Here is a 21,985-nt window from a genome sequence, read left to right as displayed (position 1 = left end):
TCCTTGATTGCGCGAGAGTTGCTGTCTTACGCACGCGGTTTCAAGTTCACAGACGTTCCCTGGGAAGCGGCTTTGCGAGGCCAGGTCAAGCGCCGACGGCGCGAATGTCCGTTCGCAGATGCACCGAACGCCACTTTCAACTCAAGACTAGACTTGCGACGGGCCATGGACCACGAGAAAATGGTCGAATTGCATGATCGCGAAACGATCCGCGACTGTCTCTATCGGTATTGCCGCGCGATAGACGGGCGGACGAGGCGGCGCTGCGCAGCTCCTTCTGGCTCGCGCAGGACAATCACGGAGCGTATACGGGCTCCGCCGAGGCTTCATTGAGTTCGCGCTTGGTGTCTTCAAGACCGAACCGCCCAACATCCACCAGATCACGAAAGTTCTGATTGAGTTTATCAGCCCGACTGAAGCAGCTGTCAGAGCTACTTCACAGTGCAGCTTGAGGCGGGCCGTCGCAGACAGTCGCAGCAAGATTGCAGTCTCTAATCTTCGCCTGCGTCCTCGTAATAGAGGGGCGTATCAACTCGGCCGGCGGCGCAAAAGGTCATCACGATGACGGCAAACTTTTATCCGCGGTTCAAATTGAGTTGTTCGAAGTACCAAGACGGGTCATCATCGGAAGAATCTGTCTCGACACTGGCTTCACTCGAATGCCCCTCGACACCTGCTTCATCGTCGCTAAGATAGCCCACGGTTTTAGAGAGATAACTCGAAGGTTTGTCTGCGCGCTGCCATCCACCCTTGCTATTCTTTATCCACTTGTCGGGATGTTGCGTAGGGTCGAGCACCCAGCGATTTTCACCCACGTCAACGAAACCCATCTGCTCAAGACGGGTTCCCATCTCTGGCGAAGCGGGACGTGACATGATCAACGGCTGTTCGCCGTCGAGTTGAAGTTGATGTTCGAGCAGAATATCGCCAGCGTTCTCGACAAGCGGATGAGTAACGCGAAGGTCTACAATCGACGTGATTCTTTTTCGACCGGGAAATAGTTCCCGCCACGGCTCGTTTTCGATGCTAAATCCATCCTCTGTTCTTAAAAGCCCAACGCTTCGTTCTCCCAGATCATAGCTGAAATATCGCGCGCTGGGCGTATCATCGTCGGTGCCGCCGTAGAGTCGAGCGATGGTAGCCGCACGCAGGGCTTTAGAGGACACGAAGGGCGAGTACTCTTGTGGATTGACGGAAATGTGCTTGATATCATCACCGTAAAATTCCCTCACTTTTCTGGCAAATGTAGATCTGTCGAGCACCTTAATTGGAGGTTCGGAAGAGAGCGAGTATGGCCGCGTTGGCGACGAAGGCGAACGAGCATTGGGATCTGGCGTTGATCGGGACGGCATGCCCGTAAGTGTTTGTGCCCCGGTCATATTCTCGATCCACCCCGCCATGGCCCCGGTGCGATCATCTTCCTCGGAAATGTTGTAGCGCAGCGATCGTTCTGAGTTATCCATGGCGGTCTCTCCTGAGAGTGAAAGGTGTGATGAAGCGCATCCTGTTCAGTCGCTTCACATGTGGGAACGGTGCGCTCACTGTCCGGCCTATAAAGCGGATACGTGACTGCTAAGCTTCGATGAAGCGGGGGGTACGCGTTGCATGCGCGGCTCCTGGTCTCGCCTAGAGGGGACTAAACTTCCGCGAACTGGGCGGAAAGACGACCTGCGGGGCCCATATAGCCCGATGCGATCACTGGTTCTGCCAGCGTCGTCCGGACCCGCTCGGGAAGCTGCTCACAGCCGGTTGTCGTCCGCGAGCTTCTGGAGCTCTGGCGGAACAGTGCCGGCGGCTTGGCCAGCCGCAGTGATTGTAGTTGCATTAACATCGCCAGCGTCCATCCACGTTATAGTTCGTCTTACCGCCTCCAGCCGCTCCTCGTCTCCTCCTGATTCCTTTCCTCAGCCCAAGCCCCGAGGATTCGTGAAAGCGTGGTCCCTTCGCCAAACCATCGTCGAAGTCCGTCGGAGGTGTCTGCGCCGCGGCAGGGCTAAGATTAGCTTGAATGTTAGAGGTGTCCTCGGAGGATTTACCGCCCCGCGGGCCTGTTCTGTGTTCACCGCTGTTGGTCTCCAATTGCAGATTACGCATATGCTAGTGCAACCGGACTGTCAATCGGCTTGGTAACGGGACCCCTTATCGGCTCCCAAAAGTGACCCCTGCCTCTGGTTGCATAGGGTCAGCGCGCGTAGGCCCGGAGCTTTTCATTTAGCGCAGGGGCCTGCGGGCGCGGGTTGGTTGTCTTTTCGGCTTTAGCTTTGAGAGCGGTTTTTGAAGCGCCAGGATTCATTTCCGGTTTCCAGGATCTCGCAATGGTGGGTGAGCCTGTCGAGAAGAGCGGCGGTCATCTTGGCGTCGCCGAACACAGCGGGCCATTCTCCGAAGGCTAGGTTGGTCGTGACGATGACCGACGTCCGCTCGTAAAGCCTGCTGATCAAATGGAAGAGAAGCTGGCCGCCGGCCTGAGCGAACGGGAGATAGCCGAGTTCGTCCATGATGACGAAGTCGAGCCTGGTGATGAAGTCGGCAAGCCGCCCCTGTTTGCCATTGCGTGCTTCTGTCTCAAGCCGATTGACGAGATCGACAACATTGAAGAACCGGCCCCGCGCTCCGTTGCGGATAAGAGCACGGGCAAGCGCGATGGACAGATGGGACTTCCCTGTGCCGGTCCCGCCGACCAGAACAACATTGTGTTGCTCGGCGAGGAACGCCCCGGTCGCGAGCTGGCGCACTAACCCTTCATTGACCGGTGTATCGGTGAAGTCAAAGTCGTTGATATCCTTGGCCAGCGGCAATTTGGCGATGGCGATCTGGTATTTGATCGACCGGGCCTGCTTCTCAGCAATCTCTGACTGCAACAAGTCACCGACAATACGGGGCGGTTCATGCTGGCGTTTGATGCCGGAAGCCATTGTCTCGTCGTATGCGCTGCGCATGCCAAACAGCTTCAGCGTGCCCATCATGTCGAGGATTTGGGATCGTTCCATATCAGCTTGCCCTCCTGAGGCTGTCGTAACGTGCGCAATCGGCCAGAGGCTCATGGGTCAGGCGAAGCGCATCGGGAATGGAAAGGATGGCGGCCGGTTGCGGATCACGCTTACGGGCCAGAATGTTGATGATGACGGCGGATGAGAACACGCCCTGATCGAGCGCCTCCTGGCAGGCTGCTTCAACGGTGGGAAGCCCGGCCTCACCGACACATTCCAGGATCGCCACCATCTGCCGGTCGCCGTCATGCATGGCCTTCAACCGGCGGCGCACCTTCTCCATGGCGGCGGGCAAAACCCAGTCATGGAACGGGGCGCCGTTGCGTAGGGCTCCCGGCTTGCGGGTCAGGACCGGAACGTAATGCCATGGATTATAGATCGTCTCGCCGCGGCCGAAGCAGCGGTCGTGCTGACCGATCTCGATGCCATCTTGCCGGATGACGATGCGGTCGGCATAGGCATGTACCTCTGCCGGGCGACCGACCGCGGTGGACAGCACCGAGTATTTGTTGTTGTCGAAACGCACGAGGCAGGTCTTGCCGATCGAGGCCTGGACGGCGTGGAAGCCATCGAACTTGCCGGGATAACTGATCATATGCGGCCGCTCCGCATCGAACACCTCCCAGATCGTGTGCTCCGTCTGATCGACATGCTTATGGGCGCGGGCATAGCTGATGCACTTGTCCAGCAGCCAGCCGTTCAGCTCATCGTAGGATTTGAAGCGCAGACGTGGGGTGAAGAAGCGCTCTCTCACCAGATTGACCTGGTTCTCGACCTGGCCCTTCTCCCAGCCGGACGCCGGCGTGCAGGCCACCGGCTCGACAAGGAAATGGCTGCACATCTGCAGGAAACGACGGTTATATTGCCGTTCCTTGCCAACGAAGACCGTCTCCACCGCCGTCTTCATATTATCATAGATGCCGCGCGTGCAGGCTCCGCCGAAGAACGCGAACGCCTTGTCATGGGCGTCGAAGACCATCTCCTGCGTCTCTCGCGGATAGGCCCTCACAAACATCATTCGGCTGTGGCAAAGCCGGACATGAGCCACCTTCACCGTTGTCGTCACGCCGTTCAGTACGACAATCTCGTGGCTCCAGTCGAACTGGTAGGCTTCGCCGGGCGCGTAATAAAGCGGGACATAGGCTTCCGCCGTCACGGCCCCGCGCTCTTTCGACCATGTCCTCGCATAACGCCGAACGGTGTCGTAACCGCCTTCATAGCCGAGGTCGCGTAAATCCTCGTATATCCGGATCAGCGTCAGGCGCTCGCGGGAAGCCTTGGCCTCATTGGCAAGCAATATCCGATCGAGTTGTTCGCGCCATGGTCCGAGCTTCGGCTGAGGTTGACGGGCTCGCTCGTATTTGAACTCCGTCTCATCGGTGCGCAAAACCTTCCGCACCACTTTCCGCGATATGCCCAACTCCCGGCAGATCGCCTTGATCGACTTGCCTTGCACATGGGCCAGCCGTCGTATCTTCAGAATTGTTTCCACAATAAGCATCCAAACAAAAAGCCTCCGATGAAACCGGAGGCTGTTGTAACCCCATCGCAGATGGGGGTCCCGTTTGGACGCCGATCACCCCAAATGCGGGGTCCTTATTCCATGCCTAATCACAACCGGACTGGCCGCCACCATGCAAAATCGATATTCCAAAATGCTTTGGAAAAGCGGATCCACGGAGTTCCCTTAGGTGGTGAAGGCTCTGAGGAGTAGGTGGGCATCAGTGGTTTTTCGGCAGGGTCGGGTGGTTCAAGCACAGCCCGATAGAAGGCCACTGATGACCAATGAGATGATGGACCTCCGCTCGGGAATACGTCATGCCAAGCTGATAGCTGCTTGGCGGCGCAAGTCCCATCCGGCCAAAGTCCCATCCGGCCAAGGTCACAGCGGCGAAGCCGGGGCGAGTTTTGCGGGCGTCGCGGTAACGGGGGGCTGAAGTGTAGACAGATACGGGTGCGGGAATGAGCCTCGAAAGTTGAATGATCACGGAAGGCCGAGTGGGTTCTGTAGAGCGACAATCTGGCTGAGTCTCACCTTGTTTGCCGCCGCGCACTGAGGCGGTGAAATCAGAAGGCCGGCGGATGGATTGGTTGGAATTGGAAATTCTGACGGCACCTTCACGCTGCATGTTCCACACATCACCCGAAACTGCTTAAATGAAGGCCAATTTTAGCGGGCTCCGCATGGCAAGCGGCAAGCTGGCGAGCCTCTCAAGCCATGTGCCGGCCTGATGGTCGAGTGCAGACGATTGTCGGCAAGCCGTCGCCATATGGTGTTCGGCCATGCCTTGAGGGCATGATTGGATCTGGCTTTAGCATGCTTGGCGGCGGTCGGCAGGCATTAGGATCGAGGTTCCAAATTTGATTTCCGGAGGACCGGCATCGATGTACCCAAGACGGAACCAGCCGCGCGATGACGATTCTCGCGAAGTAAGTGAGTGGATCGAAGGCGTGACCGGAGCTGTCGCGACGGACGCCTGGATCCGGGACTACTATTCACTGAGACGAGACATGGAACAGGATCTGAGCGACTTGCGCCTCGGGTCGCACGACAGTGACGCCGGCGATCGTGTGCCGCGTCGCAGATCCGTGGGCGGTTCGATGCGAGTGACGCCGCAGTCGCGGGCGCCAGAGAACTCGTTGAGCGGCGCCCGCCACAGCATAGACGTCTCTCGGGCGGGCTCCAGCAGCTTGCGATTCGGCGGCTCGGGGGCAAGACATCGAGCAATATGGCGGAGGCGGGCGAAGTCGCCGCGGCGCCGCAGGGCAAAAGCCGCGGATTTAAGTCGCGCATGGCGTCAGGGTTCAAGAAGGCGTTCGGATGGAGCAGCAAGACGTCGTCGCGGGGTTCGGGGCAGCAAGACGTCGATGCCGCAACGGAGACTCACGTGGTCTCAACCACGGTTCGCGTCGATTACGCCAAGCGTGGTCGCCCCGCCGACCGGGACATGTATCCCGATGACGAGTCCCGCATCAACCAGTTCGCGGAAGCAGTCCGAGACTACGAAATTCTACCCGACGGTAGCATCGGCCGAGGGGACGGAAGGGTTCCCGAGGGTACCCTCACGAACAATTTAAAGATTCTTCAGGAGGTTCGCTCGTTGGCTCAAAGCAGAGAACAGAGATTCGATGGCTTCTCGGCTTTTAAACGATCCAGATTCACTAGCCGTTGATATCGCGGATTATTGGGCAAGCGGTGGGGATGGTCAGGACCGTCTTAAGTCAGCACTGTCTCATTTCAGGAGGCTCGGGCCTGAGGGGCAAGAACTCCAAGCCGTTGGACCTGGGCCGCGCCTGATGGGGCGCCAGATACATGATCCTTATCCCGACGACGCCCTCATCATTGATAGCTTGGCCAAGGAAGAGCTGAGTAAGTTCGGACCGGTCCCGAATTCTCAGAAAAATACCAGTAACCAACGAAGGTTTAGTGCTTGGCTCCAAAGGACGGGCAGGGGGAGCATAGCCAGCCGACTCACGGGTACTGATCAGCAGCAACAGTCGTTGAAGGACGATTTTAGGGCCTTTACCAAGGATGAAGGAAAAAATATTGGCGGCGTGGGTCTCGATCGGCTGCGGCAGTATCTAGGCGCCGAGTTCGCAGTTGAAACAGCATCATCCTTATCCCGACGACGCCCTCATGATTGATGGCTTCGCCAAGGAAGAGCTGAGCAAGCTCGGATCGGACTCGACTTCCAAGAGGCAAGTTGCCCGGAATGTGGCCAGCAATCAACGAAAGTTTAGTGCTTGGCTGCAAACCAGGGGTAGGGAGAGCATAGCGAGCCGGCTCAACGGCAGTGATCAGCAGCAATGGTCGTTGAAAATAGATTACCAAGACTTCAGCGAAGCCATGGGAAAAAAACTCACTATGTCTTTCAAGCGGCTTCGGCAGTACCAGCAAGTCGTTGAGGCGAACGCAGCGTCGGGGTTGTCCCCTGAGCAGGCAAGTGGCCGGGAACCGGCCGGTCTGGACGGCCGTTCGGATCCACGTGCCGAGTTCAGATCAACTTCGCCGCTGCAGCAGGTTGATCCATCGATCGAAGGCCGCAGCGGATTGTCGCTCGACCATACCGAATGGCTGGGCGACCAGCATATCCAGACGGATTATGAGCTGCTAATGCAGGACTTGCAGCGAAACGATCCGGATCTCGCAGCCAGGACGCGGCTTATCGATCCCCTGATAGCCCATTATCATCTGCGCCTGGGCGATGAGAGCACCGCGCTGAGCGCTTTCCAGCGCATCGTTAATGATCAGAATGGAAGAGATACAGCCGACTTCCTGTTCCTTCCAGTGAGCGATGCCAGTGCTTCGGATCCTGATCACCGCGGCACCCATTGGTCGCTGCTACTCGTTGACCGTCGCAACCGCGAGGGGCCGGCTGCCTATCACTATGACTCCTTCCGGGGACAGAACGACGAGTTTGCAGCAATGCTCGCACAAAGGTTGGGTACCCGTCTGGAGCCCGTCCGCATGACCCAACAGCGCAACGACTATGATTGCGGAGTCTTCGTGGTTGACGGCACGCGGGCGCTCGTTAGACGTCTGGCGCGAAGAGGCCGGCCAGCCGTGCTGCACCTCGACAACCTCGTCGCCGATCGGGAGCAACTCCAACGACGTCTGAGCCCCGCGCCCAACAGTGCTCGAGCGGGGGCTGCGGCGGCTGAACCGGAGTCCTCCACACAGAGCGCCGATCCCGCAGAGTTTTGGCATGGAGTGGGTCAACCCGGCCAGCTTCCCGATAGCTGGAATACAGCGACCTTCCGGCAGGATTTGCCGTCAGCCGCCTATTCACCGGTGCAAAGCCTCAATCCGCCAGACGCACCATGGGAGCAAAGCTTGGGGGCATCGATCTTCGGCACCCCACAGTACATGCTGCCTGTGGACGACTTGGGAGGAGCTGTCCCTTCGAGCTGGCAACACCGCAATCAACCGGCACCGGCTGGCCTTCGGCTTGCAATGTACTATTATGACTTGCTGCCGAGCGCGGACAAACCCCAGACCAGCATCACTATCCATGGTGTGCCCTACACGGCCACTCTGGGGCCATCAGGCAGGGAGAACGACATTTACCTTTTCCTGCAATATCAATAGGGTGGAGATGGATCGAGCAATAGATGCCAGTCGTTCTTGAAAAAACATCAAACCGTTGAGGGAGAATCCGTTTTTACGCGGTACGTGCAGCGCGCCAACCCAGATGAGACGATCCCCAGTGCCGGGGGCGACATCGAATGTGCACGTCGCCAGTCTTCCTTCAAAACGTTGACGTTTGGCCAGCATCCCAAGAGGCGACGGCTGTCGCATCTCTCTTATGTCGTATGCAACTTCCTTCCGGCTTTGACGACGAAAGCACCGTGTGAAGCTACTGAGCAAACGAGGGAGACAGGGCATTTTGACGACGGCTCCCTTCCCAGACCATCGTCGAAACGGCTGACAGTCCGCCGGAGGTGTCTGCGCCGCGGCCGGGCTAAGATTAGCTTGAATGTTGGAGGTGGCCTTGGAAGATTTACCGCCCGGCGGATGGATTGGTTGGAATCGGAAATCCTGACGGCGCCTTCACGCTGCATGTCCCACACATCACTCGAAACTGCTTAAATTAAGGCCAATTCTGGCGGGCTCCGCATGGCAAGCGGCAAGCTGGCGAGGCTCTGTGACGGCCTGATGGTCGAGTGCAGACGATTGTCGGCAAGCCGTCGCCATATGGTGTTCGGCCATGCCTTGAGGGCATGATCGGATCTGGCTTTTGCATGCTGGGCGGCGGTCGGCAGGCATTAGGATCGAGGTTCCAAATTTGATTTCCGGAGGACCGGCATCGATGTACCCAAGACGGAACCAGCCGCGCGATGACGATTCTCGCGAAGTAAGTGGGTGGATCGAAGGCGTGACCGGAGCTTTCGATACGGACGCCTGGATCGAGGACTACTATCCAGAGAGCCGAGACATGGAGCAGGATCCGACCGACTTGCGCCTCGGTTCGCACGATAGTGACGCCGGCGACCGTGTGCCGCGTCGCAGTTCCGTGGGCGGTTCGATGCGAGTGACGCCGCAGTCGCTGGCGCCGGAGAGGGGTTCGGGGCAGCAAGAGGTTGATGCCGCAACGGAGGTCTCAACCGAGGTTCGCGTCGGCGCCAAGCGTGGTCGCCCCGCCGACCGGGACATGCATCCCGATGACGAGTTCCCGCATCAACCAGTTCGCGGAAGCAGTCCGAAACTACGAAATTCTACCCGACGGTAGCATCGGCCGAGGGGACGGAAGGGTTCCCGAGCGTACCGTCGAGAACAATTTAGGTATTCTTAGGGGTTTCGCTCGTTGGCTCCGAGCAGAGAACAGAGATTCGATGACTTCTCGGTTTTTAAACGATCCAGATTCACTAGCCGGTGATATCGCGGATTATTGGGCAAGCGGTGAGGACGATCAGAACCGTCTTAACTCAGCACTGTCTCATTTCAGGAGGCTCGCGTCTGAGGGGCAAGAACTCCAAGCCGTTGGACCTGGGCCGCGCCTGATGGGCCGCCGAATTCATGATCCCTATCCCGATGACGCCCGCGTCATTGATGACTTGGTCAACGAAGAGCTGAGTAAGCTCAGACCGGCCTCGATTTCCCGGAAAAATGCCAGTAGCCAACGAAAGTTTAGCGATTGGCTCAAAAGGGAGGGCAGGGGGAGCATAGTCAGCCGACTCACCGGTAGTGATGAGCAGCAACAGTCGTTGCAGGACGATTTTAGGGCCTTTACCAAGGCTGAAGGAAAAAAGTGGTCGTGAGTTTCGATCGGCTGCGGCAGTATCTAGGCGCCGAGTTCGCAGTTGAAACCGCATGAACCTTATCCCGACGACGCCCGCATCATTGATGACCTAGCCAACGAACATTTGAGCAAGCTCGGACCGGACTCGACTTCGCAGAGGAAAGTTGTCCGGACTATGGCCATAAATCAACGGAGGTTTAGTGGTTGGCTCCAAAAGAATGGTCGGGGGAGCATAGTCAGCCGACTCACCGGTAGTGATCAGCAGCAACAGTCGTTGAAGGACGATTTTAGGGAATTTACTACTAACGTTGAAGTAAAAATAAGCGTTGGTTTCGATCGGCTGCGGCAGTATCTAGGCGCCGAGTTCGCAGTTGAAACAGCATCATCCTTATCCCGACGACGCCCTCATGATTGATGCCTTCACCAACGAAGAGCTGAGCAAGCTCGGATCGGACTCGACTTCGCAGAGGAAAGGCGTCTTGAATCTGGCCAGCAATCAACGGAGGTTTAGTAATTGGCTCCATAAGAATGGTCGGGGGAGCATAGGCAGTCGACTCACGGGAACTGATCAGCAGCAACAGTCGTTGAAGGACGATTTTAAGGCCTTTACCAAGGCTGAAGGAAAAAAAATAAACGTGAGTTCTCGATCGGTTGCGGCAGTATCTAGGCGCCGAGTTCGCAGTTGAAACAGCATGATCCTTATCCCGACGACGCCCGCATGATTGATGGCTTCGCCAATGAAGAGCTGAGCAAGCTCGGATCGGACTCGACTTCCAAGAGAAAAGGCGTCTCGAGGCTGGCCAGCAATCAACGAAAGTTTAGTGCTTGGCTGCAAACCAGGGGTAGGGAGAGCATAGCGAGCCGGCTCAACGGCAGTGATCAGCAGCAATGGTCGTTGAAAAAAGATTACCAAGACTTCACCGAAGCCATGGGAAAAAAACTCACTATGTCTTTCAAGCGGCTTCGGCAGTACCAGCAAGTCGTTGAGGCGAACGCAGCGTCGGGGTTGTCCCCTGAGCAGGCAAGTGGCCGGGAACCGGCCGGTCTGGACGGCCGTTCGGATCCACGTGCCGAGTTCAGATCAACTTCGCCGCTGCAGCAGGTTGATCCACCGATCGAAGGCCGCAGCGGATTGTCGCTCGACCATACCGAATGGCTGGGCGACCAGCATATCCAGACGGATTATGAGCTGCTAATGCAGGACTTGCAGCGAAACGATCCGGATCTCGCAGCCAGGACGCGGCTTATCGATCCCCTGATAGCCCATTATCATCTGCGCCTGGGCGATGAGAGCACCGCGCTGAGCGCTTTCCAGCGCATCGTTAATGATCAGAATGGAAGAGATACAGCCGACTTCCTGTTCCTTCCAGTGAGCGATGCCAGTGCTTCGGATCCTGATCACCGCGGCACCCATTGGTCGCTGCTACTCGTTGACCGTCGCAACCGCGAGGGGCCGGCTGCCTATCACTATGACTCCTTCCGGGGACAGAACGACGAGTTTGCAGCAATGCTCGCACAAAGGTTGGGTACCCGTCTGGAGCCCGTCCGCATGACCCAACAGCGCAACGACTATGATTGCGGAGTCTTCGTGGTTGACGGCACGCGGGCGCTCGTTAGACGTCTGGCGCGAAGAGGCCGGCCAGCCGTGCTGCACCTCGACAACCTCGTCGCCGATCGGGAGCAACTCCAACGACGTCTGAGCCCCGCGCCCAACAGTGCTCGAGCGGGGGCTGCGGCGGCTGAACCGGAGTCCTCCACACAGAGCGCCGATCCCGCAGAGTTTTGGCATGGAGTGGGTCAACCCGGCCAGCTTCCCGATAGCTGGAATACAGCGACCTTCCGGCAGGATTTGCCATCAGCCGCCTATTCACCGGTGCAAAGCGTCAATCCGCCAGACGCACCATGGGAGCAAAGCTTGGGGGCATCGATCTTCGGCACCCCACAGTACACGCTGCCTGTGGAAGACTTGGGAGGATTTGTCCCTCCGAGCTGGCAACACGGCAATCAACCGGTACCAGATGACCTTCTGCCTGCAATGTACTTGTATGACTTGCTGCCGAGCGCGGACAAACCCACCAACTTCAGTATCCATGGTGTGCCCTACACGGCCACTCTGGGGCCATCAGGCATGCAGAGCGACATTTACCTTTTCATGCAATAGGGTGGAGATGGATCGAGCAATAGATGCCAGTCGTTCTTGAAAAGCACCAAACCGTTGAGGGAGAATCCGTTTTTACGCGGCCACGTGCAGCGCGCCAACCAGATAAGACGATCCCCAGTGCCGGGGGCGACATCGAATGTGCACGTCGCCAGTCTTCCTTCAAAACGTTGACGTTTGGCCAGCATCCCAAGAGGCGACGACTGTCGCATCTCTCTTATGTCGTATGCAAGCTCTTTGTCATGCTTTTTCCTTCCGGCTTTGACGACGGAAGCAAAGCGTGAAACTATTGAGCAAACGAGGGAGACAGGGCATTTTGACGACGGCTGACATACTCTTATGCGCGAGCTGGGTCCCGCATTTCCGTATGTTCGTCTGGGGCTGTCTCTATCTAATGTCGCAGGGACCGTTATCGGTCATGACGCGCTCGACGGTAATGCCGAGGTTATTATAGTAGGTCAGTGCCGCCTTGAGAAAGGCGACCGCGCTGTCCTTCTTTTCGTCTGGCAATATCTGCGAGAAGGCAATGCGCGAGGCGTCATCAATGGCGACGTGAACGTACTCCCAGCCGGCGCCCCAGCCTTTGCCCCTGCGCGAACTTTGGCGGGTTCGATCACCCGTGATGCGGTGGCTAACCTGGCTGAAGCGGCCAAGTTTCTTGATGTTGATATGGATCATTTCGCCAGGCCGCTCGCGCTCATAGCGTCACACCGGTTCGGCCGGCTCGATATCCTTCAGCCGGGAAAGACCGGCGCGCTTGAGAACCCGGCTCACCGTTGCCGCCGACACGCCCGTCTGCTTGGCGATGTGCTTGCCCGTCAGCCGCTGTCGGCGCAACACTGCAATCTCGCCGGCAATGTTGGCCGCGGTGCGTCTCGGACTTGTCCTCGGCCGCGACGACCGGTCCGCCATGCCGGCGGCGCCATCCGCCAGAAATCGCGCCTTCCAACGAGCGACCACCTTCGACGGCACTCCGCGCAGCCTCGGCTTTGGGACAAGCGCCCTCAATAACGGCGCGCGCCATCTCCTCTCGACGCCGCGGTGTCAAACGGGCATTCTTGTAAATGTTCATTCGGTCCTCCTGCGTTTTCATCTCGACGGCGGGTGTCGGCATGGCTCCCGACGGGCTCGATTTTCGTCCCGATGCGGCCCGGCTGGGCGATGCTGTGATCATCCCAGACTCCATCTGTGACCACGGTGTCGCCGTGATGTCGAAGCGCGAGAACCTGGAATTCGATAGAGATATCGTCTCCGCAGCGCAACGCTGCACCAGCTCGTAGCCGTGATGGTCGCGGCGGCGGGAGGCATATCCGGTTGATGCGGATCCAACGCGCGGCGGCATCGCCGCTACCCTGAACGAAATCGCCAGCCAGTCGAAAGCCGGCTTTCGCATCGAGGAGGATGCGATCCCCTTTTCGTCAGGCCGAAGGTATCGGATACCACGACATTTTCATGATGCGTCGATGGTACAATATGGAATTCACATATAACCTTCCGGAAGCTGAACGTATCTGCGGGAAGATGATTGACGCATCATCAAATAATCCGCGAGCCCTTAGTGAGTTCTGGAGCAAGCGCGGACAATGCCATTTCGCGAGGGCAACTTCTCTGGCAACGTCAAGTCGCGAAAAGCCTTTTATCTCTTCGGGACTCTATCGTTAATCCTTTCGAAGGATGGTGGATTGCGGCGACAGCTCGAATCGATGCTTGGGAGGGCAGTTGTTGGGCAGAACGTCCTTTGCACCGCCTCGTTTCGTGGATGGGGCAGGATGTTGAGCATATATTTTTGCTGATTGAGGAGTTAGCGTAGAAGCGTCACGATATCACTCCTGGCGCAGCCCAATTACTTATCCGCTATATTAGGCAGGTACCCGCACCGGGAAATGTAAGGAAGAAAATTAAGGGGCTCAGCTCAAGGGTAAGCCAGAAGTCTTGTCAAGACGCTACGAGACCTCGAGCGTTACCCAGGCTTTGCAAGTGTTTATGACGAACCGTAGAGATTTAGTCCTTGCTTTAGAAGCAAGTCAGCCCGCGGGGTGCGCGTGCCAATGGGGGCGCCACTATGACACGCGCACAACCCACAGACCTGTCCGCGGCAAAGGAGACGTCCGCTTGTTTAGAAGCGGAATGTTAGTGAGCCGTCCAACCCTATTGCCTTATTTGCACCCATAGGCCGAGATGAAATCTAAGTCACCGTGACAGCCGCCTGTGCGATGCCTTCGGCCGGCTTACTGCGACGAATGCGTCTTCACGGGAACGTGCGTCGCGGGGGAACCCGTGGACCACGCGAGCGAGTGAGGTCGCCTCATCGCGGCCATAAAGCTTGTCGTTGTCCCCACCAAGGAGGGCCGCATCCAGGTTGCGAGGCTTAAAGCGACCCATGTCGCCGTAGAAGTAGTCGTTGCCCTCGTCGCCAAAGACGTGATCATTGCCCATGCTACCGAATACGCGGTCATTATCCTCGCCGACCGAGATGGAGTCTTTTCCGGAGACCACCGTCGATCCTGAGATCTCAACAAGAGTTCTGCCTTGTGCGAGCCTTGTTCCGAATGAACCACTTGAGACGCAATTGCTCATTTCTGCGATACGTAGGGATCTGGCGGGGAATTGCGCGCAACTGGCGGGCGCTCCACCAAAATGGTCGTCCGTGGCAGGTTGCATGCTGCGCTCAACCCCTTCAGCTCATCGTCCAAGCGCTTGTCCGCTGCCGTGAGGCGGTGATTAAGGCGATGAAAATCAACCCGAGTCGGCGTCCGGAAGGTCTCGAGCCATCGCGAAGGCTGCTGAACGTCGCGCGTGAGGGTCCAATGGCGTGCGCCGGCTCGGCTTTGAACATGCCGCCGTCTGCGCATGATCTCAAGAAAGACAGCGGCATTCTCTTCGGCAATCGCATATTCCGTCGTCACCAGGATCGGGCCGCTTCTCGGCTTCAGATCGAGTGCAGGTACTGGCGCATCGAAGGCGCCGGAGGCTTCGAGTTCAGACTTCAAGCGGTTTCTGATCGGCAGCTTGAGCCCAAGTGCGGCGACCAGCAACGAGGCGGCAGCAGAACATGCCAAGGATAGGGAGAGGGAATGGTTTTCGGCGATAATTCCCCAGAGCCAACTGCCAGCGGCGATCCCCCCATAAGTAAAAGCGCTGTAGATGGAAATCGTGCGACCCACCACCCAGCGCGGGCTTGCCAACTGCACGTTGACGCCGAACCCCGACCATCCGGTTACCCAGCCGGCGCCGCCGAAGGCGAGGCAGACTGTTGCGATGATCAGGGAAGACGTCAGCGCAAGTGAGATCGCACATACCGCGCACGCGACACATGCCAGAACAATCAGCAGTTCCTGCGTGACCGCGCGCCTGAGTGGTGGGTTCACGAGCCCCGCGATCAGCGCGCCGGCGCCGAAGCCACCCATGAGAATACCGTAGTCGATTGGGCCGCCCTTCAAGAGGTCTCTTGCGACGAGCGGCAGGAGCGCCAGCATCGAGGTTCCGGTCAGCCCAAACAGCGTACCGCGGACAATAGCTGCCTTGATTTCCGAGGATATCGCCGTGAACCGCAGTCCATCATAGATCGCCGTCATAAGCGCTTCGCGAGGGAGGGGCGACGCTTTCACGGTCCACTTGTTTCGCCACAGAGCGGTGAGGGGCGCGACGAAGCCAAGCGTGGTGAGCGCGAAAGTGACGAGCGGCCCAAAAATCGCAACGATGATGCCGCCAAGCGCGGGACCGACGCTACGGACCGTGTTGAATCCGACATTGAGAAGGGTGACGGCCGACGGCAGATGGCGGCGTTCCAGCATGTCGCCAAGCGAAGCGCGCCACGCGGGATCGCTGAGTGCGATACCGCAGCCGTCAAGGAAACTGAACGCCAGGATCATCCATGGATCGGTGATGCCGAAAGCCATCAGGATCGTCAGCATCGCCGAGGCCGCCATCATCAGGCTTCGGCCGACGATCATGACCATGCGCCGGCTGTAGTTGTCGGCAATCGCGCCAACGAAAATCGCAAGAAAAAAGGCAGGCAGGGTAGACGAGGCCTGGACCAGGGCGACCATCACATCCGAGGTGGAAACGGTGGCCATCAGCCAGCTGAGAGCCACCGTCTGCATCAGCCAACCCAGGCTGGAGAGACTGCGACGCGAAGAAAATCGAACGGAACGTCGAATTCTTCAGTGGCGCTAACAGCGCCGAGGATGCTCGCTCTTCAATGGCGTCCATGTCGATCAGTCTCTTTCGGGCGGGTCGGCTTCGGTGAGACCGAGCGGCGTTTGGTCATGGTGGTGGGCGTCCGTCATGCGCGTTACCGCCAGCGTTGTAGAAGCCGCACGCAAGAAGTCGGCCAACTTCGCGTCGACGCAACGCGGCAAGACCGCGAATCGAAATCAATGACAGCAGGCCGTCGTCGAAGCAGGTTGAACGACAGCCGAATGAACCGAGCATCGAAGTCCGCCATGAACGCCGGCGCATAGGCTTTAGCCCCGTCGATCGTGTCGATGCCGCGCAGCCGCAGTTCCTTGACGATCCTGCCGATCCGGCGAACCGCAGATGCAGACGAGCGGTTCTTAACCACCAGCGGTGCAAGCCGTCGATCTGGATGAGTTCACCGAAACAGTCGCGCCAGTAATTTTTGAATGACTTCGAGGCGATGCAATTCTTTCTGCGACATGGTGATCAAACAGGACATCACGCCTCCGAACGCTCCTGGTCTCCACCAGGCTGAAGTCGGCATCCTTGCTCCCAACGTTGACCTTGACCAGCGCATCGAGAGGCGAGACTGTCGCATCTCTAACTGGCCCAACTGTCGCATTACTAAATCGCCGTGGAGAAGCTAACCCAAGTGCATCATGCCAGTTCTGCAGGATAGGGGATCACCTGTCTTCGTGCAAATGCGCCATAAACACCTCGGTCGGTGTCCTGTATCCGAGGCACTTGCGCGGTTGATCGTTGATATGGCGCGTGAGGTGGAGAAGGTCGCGTTGCGACACAACTGCCAGATCTGTGGTGCCTGGCAGGAAGCGTCGAATGCGCTTGTTGGTGTTCTCGACGGTCCCTTTTTGCCAAGGCGCACTTGGGTCGCAAAACCAACTGCACACACCGATCCCTTCTTCCAAAGCCCTGAACCCGGCGAACTCGGTACCGCGATCAAATGTGAAGCTTTGACGCGCGAAGGCCGGTAAAGGAGAAAACGCTTTGATGATCTTGTCCATGATCGGGCGCGAATGCCGGCTCGTTTTCTTGATGGGAACGGTATAGCGGCTCTTGCGCTCCACGAGGGAAGTGACTTGGCATGGCCGAGTGGACGTTCGAAGATGAGGAGGTCGCCCTCCCAATGCCCAAACTGCGATCTTTCTCCAATAAAATCAGTCCGTTGGGATATGCGGTGAGTGGCTGGAAACGCACCGTCGCGCGGCTTCCTGGAGCGCAGTGGGCGACGTTTGCGGCGCGCTTCGGGCAGATAGCGATAGAGGCCTAGCCCATAGCCTTCCTGCTGTAGATGAAGCGATAGATTGTCTCTTTGCAGACGCGAACAAGACTTAGCCCCTCCGACAGCAGGCGTCCGGCAATCTGTTCTGGAGACCAGCGAGCCTCCAACTGGTTGATGATCTCTGTGCGCAAATTCGGGTGACGCCGCAGCTTTCTCAGCCGGCGCCGCCGCTCCTTGGAAGTATCGTCAGCAACCGTGCTGTAGTAACCGTCGTAGTCCGGCAGTTCACGATCGCGAAACGTATTGCGCTTGATCTCGCGGTAAATGGTCGAGCGATGACGGCCAAGCTGACGTGCCATCTGGTCTATCGGAACTTTTGCCGCCACCAAGTGATGCAGGCGTCGGCGATCGGCGAGGGTGATCTGCGTATAGCATCAAGACACGCCAGAATCTCCAAAGTGAAGTCATTGAAAATACTGGCATGTCGCACTTGGAAATAGAATGTATCGCGTGATGTTATAACATTTCATAAGGGTTATTATGGAACTATCCTGCGCGCGTACGGCTTGTTCGACTTAGCAAACGCCTCACGCGTCAAGCGATCAACAGGAGGATAAGGGCACCGGGAATGGGCATTGCAGTGGTTTAGTGAAGGGCTGGACCACCTTGACAAGAGCGTCCGCACGTCGAACGCCGGGCGAGATTTGTCCCGCTTCAACGCCGGCGCTCGGCCCAGCGGAACCCTCACTGGATCCTGACCCGGAACCACGGCACTAGGTGTACATTCCGCCGCCAGCTGACCCATCTCATGTTCGAACAGATCATGACCAGCAAAATGATCGGGTCGATAGCTTGGACTAAATTCCATTCGCTTCACCCTTTCCTCGTCGGACCAAAAGTAGTCGACTAGCATTGATTTGGAACATTGCGCAGAGGGGTCGGCAAATATCGTCGCAGAACCGTAAGGCGCCCAACTGGCTTCCAGACCTATGGCGGCTCCTTGAATTCGTCGCTCTGGTGTGACCTTGCAGCCAATGTGTGGAACCAATCTAAAGAATCAAGCGACGGCTCTCGGCGCTTGGACCAGTGCAAGTTGGCCGGAAAGAAACAAACAATTGTCTGCAATCATTCAATGGCTTAAGAGCGTGCGCGGTATTATAGAGGACATCGCCGTGTCTCGGCCTCGAGAAACCCGACAGTTCGTTGATTGGCTCTTTCAGAGGAAACAACCGGACCTGACGCTGCTGGGGGAAGTGGATTCCACGCGCTGTTCAGTCGTTTCAGCGTCGTTCGAAGAGAGGCATTCGACATCGCGGTTTCAGAGCCATGGTTGGTGGTTCCCGTTGGCACGGTACATGCATTGACATCCGCTGATACGTCTGCGTCACCTTCAGGAGAAAGAGTCTCATGCTCAAGCTCACAGAGGATATCGTCACATTGGGTTGGGTGGTCCTGGTCCGAGAGACACAACAGCGCGCTGGCAGTCTGCCCCGCGCGGTAGGGCACGCGCAATGCAGGTGACTCTGGAAACCGCGCGACTATATTTGCGCCCGCTAACCACACCATGGGACCTGCTGCGATTTCATGCACTTCATGCCGATCCTTTCGTTGCGAATGCCATATATGACGGCAAGCCTCCGTCCTTTGCAGACACATGTGCCGAGTTCAAGAAGTCCCGTGCCGATTGGGATAGGTATGGAATCGGTCTCTTTGCAGTATTCGAACGCGACAGCGCCAGCCAGGAAGGCCGCTTCCTTGGACAACGCCGCCTAGGTTTTCTGCCGGAAAGCGACGATCTCGAGCTCAGCGCATGCTTTCACCGGGCCGCATCCGGCAATGAATATGCTCCAGAAGCGGGATGTGCCATCCTTGATTTTGCCTTCACGACCCTGGCAGCACCGCGAGTTCCTGTGCTTTGTTCGGCCTGAGAACCAGCGTTCCTTGCGTTCAGTTGGAAAGATGGGATTCCGGCAGATCGGTGATAGGTGGTTTGGCGACCAACTGACGCGCTGCTTCGAGGTAAGGCAACAAGACCTGAATGGAATAATCGCAGCAAATCCAAGCTTTGCGCCGGTTCGCTACCTTATTCAAAAGCCGGCGATGACGGATTCTGTAGGCCAGGCGATTAGGCCCGACGCGCAATCGCTTCCGCGACCTCGATGCGCCCGTAGCCAACGTTGAAGCAGTAGAGACCCGCGAAGTCGTCGATCAGCTGGTTGCCGCGGGCGTCCTCGATGCGGATCATCCCCTTACCCGCTCCACGATCGTCGGCTCACCAAGTTGCCCGTTGCGAAATCTTTGAGATGCGTAAAAGGATGAGAGCCATGTTACGGTGCTGCCAGGCAGAGTGCGGGTTTCGCGCGGCTCGCTGTAAAACGGTGGCCGACCGTCATACCTACACACCCGACTGCGTCTTCAATTTGTTCTGTCCTGAAGATTAAGATGTAGCTGGAACCATTTGGCAGCATTGACCGACCCATACATGCCCCTGCAATATCTTGCGCAATGACGCCGCATTTTTCGTGACCGACCCCTGTTGGTACCCAGCTTCGGAATTTCCGCGATCATCCAAACCTCTGCCATCTGCGACAAGAATGCGGCCCTTCGATCCGTGGTGCATGGGCGATGCCGCCCGGTTTCGACAGGAGGGCTTAAGCGCACCTGCGGCGCCAATTATCGAATCGTGATCAGATCCCGATCGCTTCATAGGCATCCGCGATTTGTCGGATTGACGCGACATAGGCAGCGGTTCGATAATTTCCGAGTTCCGGTTGCTGTTCGATGAGATCGGCGATGCGACCCCAAGTGCTGCGCATGACGTCTTCCAGTCCGGAACGAACGAGATCGATTTCTGCGCCACCTTCAAGGAACTCGCCGCGGATGTCGGCTGGAAATTCCTTGCCGGTCATGCGTTCCAGCGCCGCGGCAATCGTTTGGTTACGCCGCTCGCGCCGGCGCCGTTCCATCAGCCCGAAGGGAATATGCGTCAGGTTCTTCACCCACTCGAAGTAGCTGACGACGACGCCGCCGGCATTCACGTAAAGATCGGGTAGAATAATGATCCCGCGGGTGCGCAGTGCTCTGTCGGCCTCGAAAGATACCGGTCCGTTGGCCGCTTCGACCACGAGACGCGCCTTGATGCACTCCGCGTTGCCCGCATGGATCGCATTTTCCATCGCCGCCGGAATGAGGATGTCGCATGGCTGCTCGATGCCCTTGATATCGCAGGGAAATGAGGTGGCGCCCTCGAAACCGAGGATGCTGCCGGTTTTGTTCTGATGTTGCTTCAGCGCCTCGATCGCCAGGCCGTCGGCATTGGCGACATAGCCGTCCCGTTCAGCGACGACGGTTATCCGAGCACCATTCTCTTCGGAGAGGAACCTTGCCGCATGGTAGCCGACATTGCCGAAGCCCTGAACGATGACGGCGGCACCCTTCAGATCACGCTTGCCGCTCAATCCGGCGGTGCGCGGATCCTGGAGATAGCTCTGGATGGCGAATTGGACACCTCGACCGGTTGCTTCGGTGCGACCGGCGATACCTCCCTTCGACAGCGGCTTGCCGGTCACGCAGGCGCGGGCATTGATCACATCAGTTGGATTGGCGCGGCGAAACTCGTCCATCATCCAGGCCATCTCCCGCTCGCCCGTACCAATGTCGGGAGCTGGGACGTTGACGCCGGGGCCGATCAGGCCGCGTTTGTTGAGTTCCTGCGTGAAGCGGCGGGTGATGCGCTCGAGCTCCTGCGGCGTCCATTCGCGCGGATCGATCTTCAGCGCGCCCTTCGAGCCGCCGAACGGCACATCAACCAGCGAGCATTTAAGCGTCATCAGCGCTGCCAGCGCTTCGACCTCTTCAGCGTCGGCGTTCGACGCGTAGCGGATGCCACCCTTCACCGGCTCACAGTGCTCGCTGTGGACCGATCGCCACCCGACGAAGCTGTACATGCGGCCGCGCAGGCGAACGCCGAACCGGACAGTATAGGTCGAGTTGCACTGCATGATCCGCTCCGACAGGCCTTCCGGCAGATCGAGGAAGGTCATCGCATGACGGAAGTTCTGATCAACGCTATCCAGGAAGCCCGCAGAGCTGGTCTCTCCGAGCTGTACATTGCGTTGTGGTATTGCGTTCACTTGGCGTTCCTCCTAGCTGGGAAAGTCTCGGCCGCGGCTGTTTCAACTGCACAAAATTCATCGGTCGGCATTGCGAACGAGCAGGACGTAGATCAGCGTGAACAGGCGTCGGGCGGTGTCGTTGTCGATCTTCAGTTTCGCTGACAGCCGGCTTTTCAGCAATTCCGCGGCCTCATTATGAACGCCTCGCCGGCCCATATCGATTGCCTCAAGGCGCTCAGGCCCAGAGTGGCGAACAGCGTCGTAATAACTCTCACAGATGCGGGTGTAGTCTTTCAGCAAGCGGCGAAAGGGCGTGAGCGACAAGTAGTGACTGACAACATGCTCGCCCTGATCAACAGCAACATGCAATGCCAGGCGCCCATCTACCGCTTCGATCCTGAGGCGATAAGGTCCGCCGTCGTGACCGACTGGAATGAATGTATTGGATTCTAGAAGGTCGATGACCGCGATGGCTTGCTCACGCTCCATGCTCGCGTGCTGGCCAGCGAACGAGCGGTCGATCGATACGTCGCAGAGACGGTACTTGGCGAAGGCCATAGCCT

General features: G+C 57.8%; 11 protein-coding genes and 7 pseudogenes. 7 read left to right on the top strand and 11 right to left on the bottom strand.

What is annotated here, in order from left to right; all coding sequences use genetic code 11:
* Nucleotides 1–165: 165 nt before the first annotated feature.
* Nucleotides 166–433 (top strand): annotated as a pseudogene (locus MF410_RS33570) (nuclear transport factor 2 family protein); the annotation flags it as partial.
* Between the two features lie 142 nt (nt 434–575).
* Here the strand turns inward: MF410_RS33570 and MF410_RS33565 are convergent.
* The 3 genes from MF410_RS33565 to istA all read right to left on the bottom strand — a co-directional run bounded on the left by MF410_RS33565 (nt 576) and on the right by istA (nt 4,491).
* Entirely contained in the window at nt 576–1,463 is an 888-nt protein-coding gene (locus tag MF410_RS33565) for a host specificity protein (protein WP_096772325.1), read from the bottom strand.
* 792 nt (nt 1,464–2,255) lie between these two features.
* Nucleotides 2,256–2,990, bottom strand: coding sequence for an IS21-like element helper ATPase IstB (gene istB / locus MF410_RS33560; protein ID WP_222135253.1), 735 nt, complete (start codon nt 2,988–2,990; stop codon nt 2,256–2,258).
* A gap of 1 nt (nt 2,991) precedes the next feature.
* Entirely contained in the window at nt 2,992–4,491 is a 1,500-nt protein-coding gene (istA, locus tag MF410_RS33555; RefSeq protein WP_222135254.1) for an IS21 family transposase, read from the bottom strand.
* 2,100 nt (nt 4,492–6,591) lie between these two features.
* Between istA and MF410_RS33550 the strand changes: the two genes are divergently transcribed.
* From MF410_RS33550 to MF410_RS36890, 4 genes are all read left to right on the top strand, one after another.
* Entirely contained in the window at nt 6,592–8,079 is a 1,488-nt protein-coding gene (locus MF410_RS33550; RefSeq protein ID WP_239621076.1) for a Ulp1 family isopeptidase, read from the top strand.
* A 787-nt stretch (nt 8,080–8,866) separates the two neighbouring features.
* Entirely contained in the window at nt 8,867–9,220 is a 354-nt protein-coding gene (locus MF410_RS36900; protein WP_345774742.1) for a hypothetical protein, read from the top strand.
* A gap of 103 nt (nt 9,221–9,323) precedes the next feature.
* Entirely contained in the window at nt 9,324–9,749 is a 426-nt protein-coding gene (locus MF410_RS36895; RefSeq protein ID WP_345774741.1) for a hypothetical protein, read from the top strand.
* A 663-nt stretch (nt 9,750–10,412) separates the two neighbouring features.
* Nucleotides 10,413–11,891 carry a Ulp1 family isopeptidase gene (locus MF410_RS36890; protein WP_345774740.1) on the top strand — a complete coding sequence of 493 codons (1,479 nt, stop codon included), beginning with the start codon at nt 10,413–10,415 and terminating at the stop codon, nt 11,889–11,891.
* Between the two features lie 396 nt (nt 11,892–12,287).
* Here MF410_RS36890 and MF410_RS33540 read toward each other — a convergent pair.
* Nucleotides 12,288–12,960, bottom strand: a pseudogene (locus MF410_RS33540) (leucine zipper domain-containing protein); the annotation flags it as partial.
* 1 nt (nt 12,961) lies between these two features.
* Between MF410_RS33540 and MF410_RS33535 the strand changes: the two are divergent.
* A pseudogene (locus tag MF410_RS33535) lies at nt 12,962–13,300 on the top strand (AIR synthase-related protein); the annotation flags it as partial.
* Between the two features lie 778 nt (nt 13,301–14,078).
* On the opposite strand, the gene MF410_RS33530 reads toward MF410_RS33535, so the two are convergent.
* From MF410_RS33530 to MF410_RS33515, 4 genes and pseudogenes are all read right to left on the bottom strand, one after another.
* On the bottom strand, nt 14,079–14,384 hold the full coding sequence (locus MF410_RS33530) for an autotransporter (RefSeq protein ID WP_096772359.1): 306 nt from the start codon (nt 14,382–14,384) through the stop codon (nt 14,079–14,081).
* 77 nt (nt 14,385–14,461) lie between these two features.
* A pseudogene (locus tag MF410_RS33525) lies at nt 14,462–16,100 on the bottom strand (MFS transporter).
* Nucleotides 16,101–16,311: 211 nt separating this feature from the next.
* Nucleotides 16,312–16,407, bottom strand: a pseudogene (locus MF410_RS33520) (integrase catalytic subunit); the annotation flags it as partial.
* 343 nt (nt 16,408–16,750) lie between these two features.
* A pseudogene (locus MF410_RS33515) lies at nt 16,751–17,729 on the bottom strand (IS30 family transposase).
* A gap of 1,089 nt (nt 17,730–18,818) precedes the next feature.
* On the opposite strand from MF410_RS33515, the gene MF410_RS33510 reads away from it, so the two are divergent.
* Nucleotides 18,819–19,235, top strand: coding sequence for a GNAT family N-acetyltransferase (locus MF410_RS33510; RefSeq protein ID WP_239621074.1), 417 nt, complete (start codon nt 18,819–18,821; stop codon nt 19,233–19,235).
* 200 nt (nt 19,236–19,435) lie between these two features.
* On the opposite strand, the pseudogene MF410_RS33505 reads toward MF410_RS33510, so the two are convergent.
* From MF410_RS33505 to MF410_RS33495, 3 genes and pseudogenes are all read right to left on the bottom strand, one after another.
* Nucleotides 19,436–19,625, bottom strand: a pseudogene (locus MF410_RS33505) (aspartate aminotransferase family protein); the annotation flags it as partial.
* Nucleotides 19,626–19,994: 369 nt separating this feature from the next.
* On the bottom strand, nt 19,995–21,350 hold the full coding sequence (locus tag MF410_RS33500; RefSeq protein WP_096772072.1) for a Glu/Leu/Phe/Val dehydrogenase: 1,356 nt from the start codon (nt 21,348–21,350) through the stop codon (nt 19,995–19,997).
* Nucleotides 21,351–21,497: 147 nt separating this feature from the next.
* Nucleotides 21,498–21,980, bottom strand: coding sequence for a UPF0262 family protein (locus MF410_RS33495; RefSeq protein ID WP_096772071.1), 483 nt, complete (start codon nt 21,978–21,980; stop codon nt 21,498–21,500).
* Nucleotides 21,981–21,985 lie beyond the last annotated feature (5 nt).

This window comes from Rhizobium sp. C104, from assembly GCF_022354505.1.
In the GTDB taxonomy this organism is placed as follows: Bacteria; Pseudomonadota; Alphaproteobacteria; order Rhizobiales; family Rhizobiaceae; genus Rhizobium; species Rhizobium redzepovicii.
The sequence above is the reverse complement of the archived record's forward strand: the minus strand, read 5'-3'. Positions and strand labels throughout refer to the sequence as shown.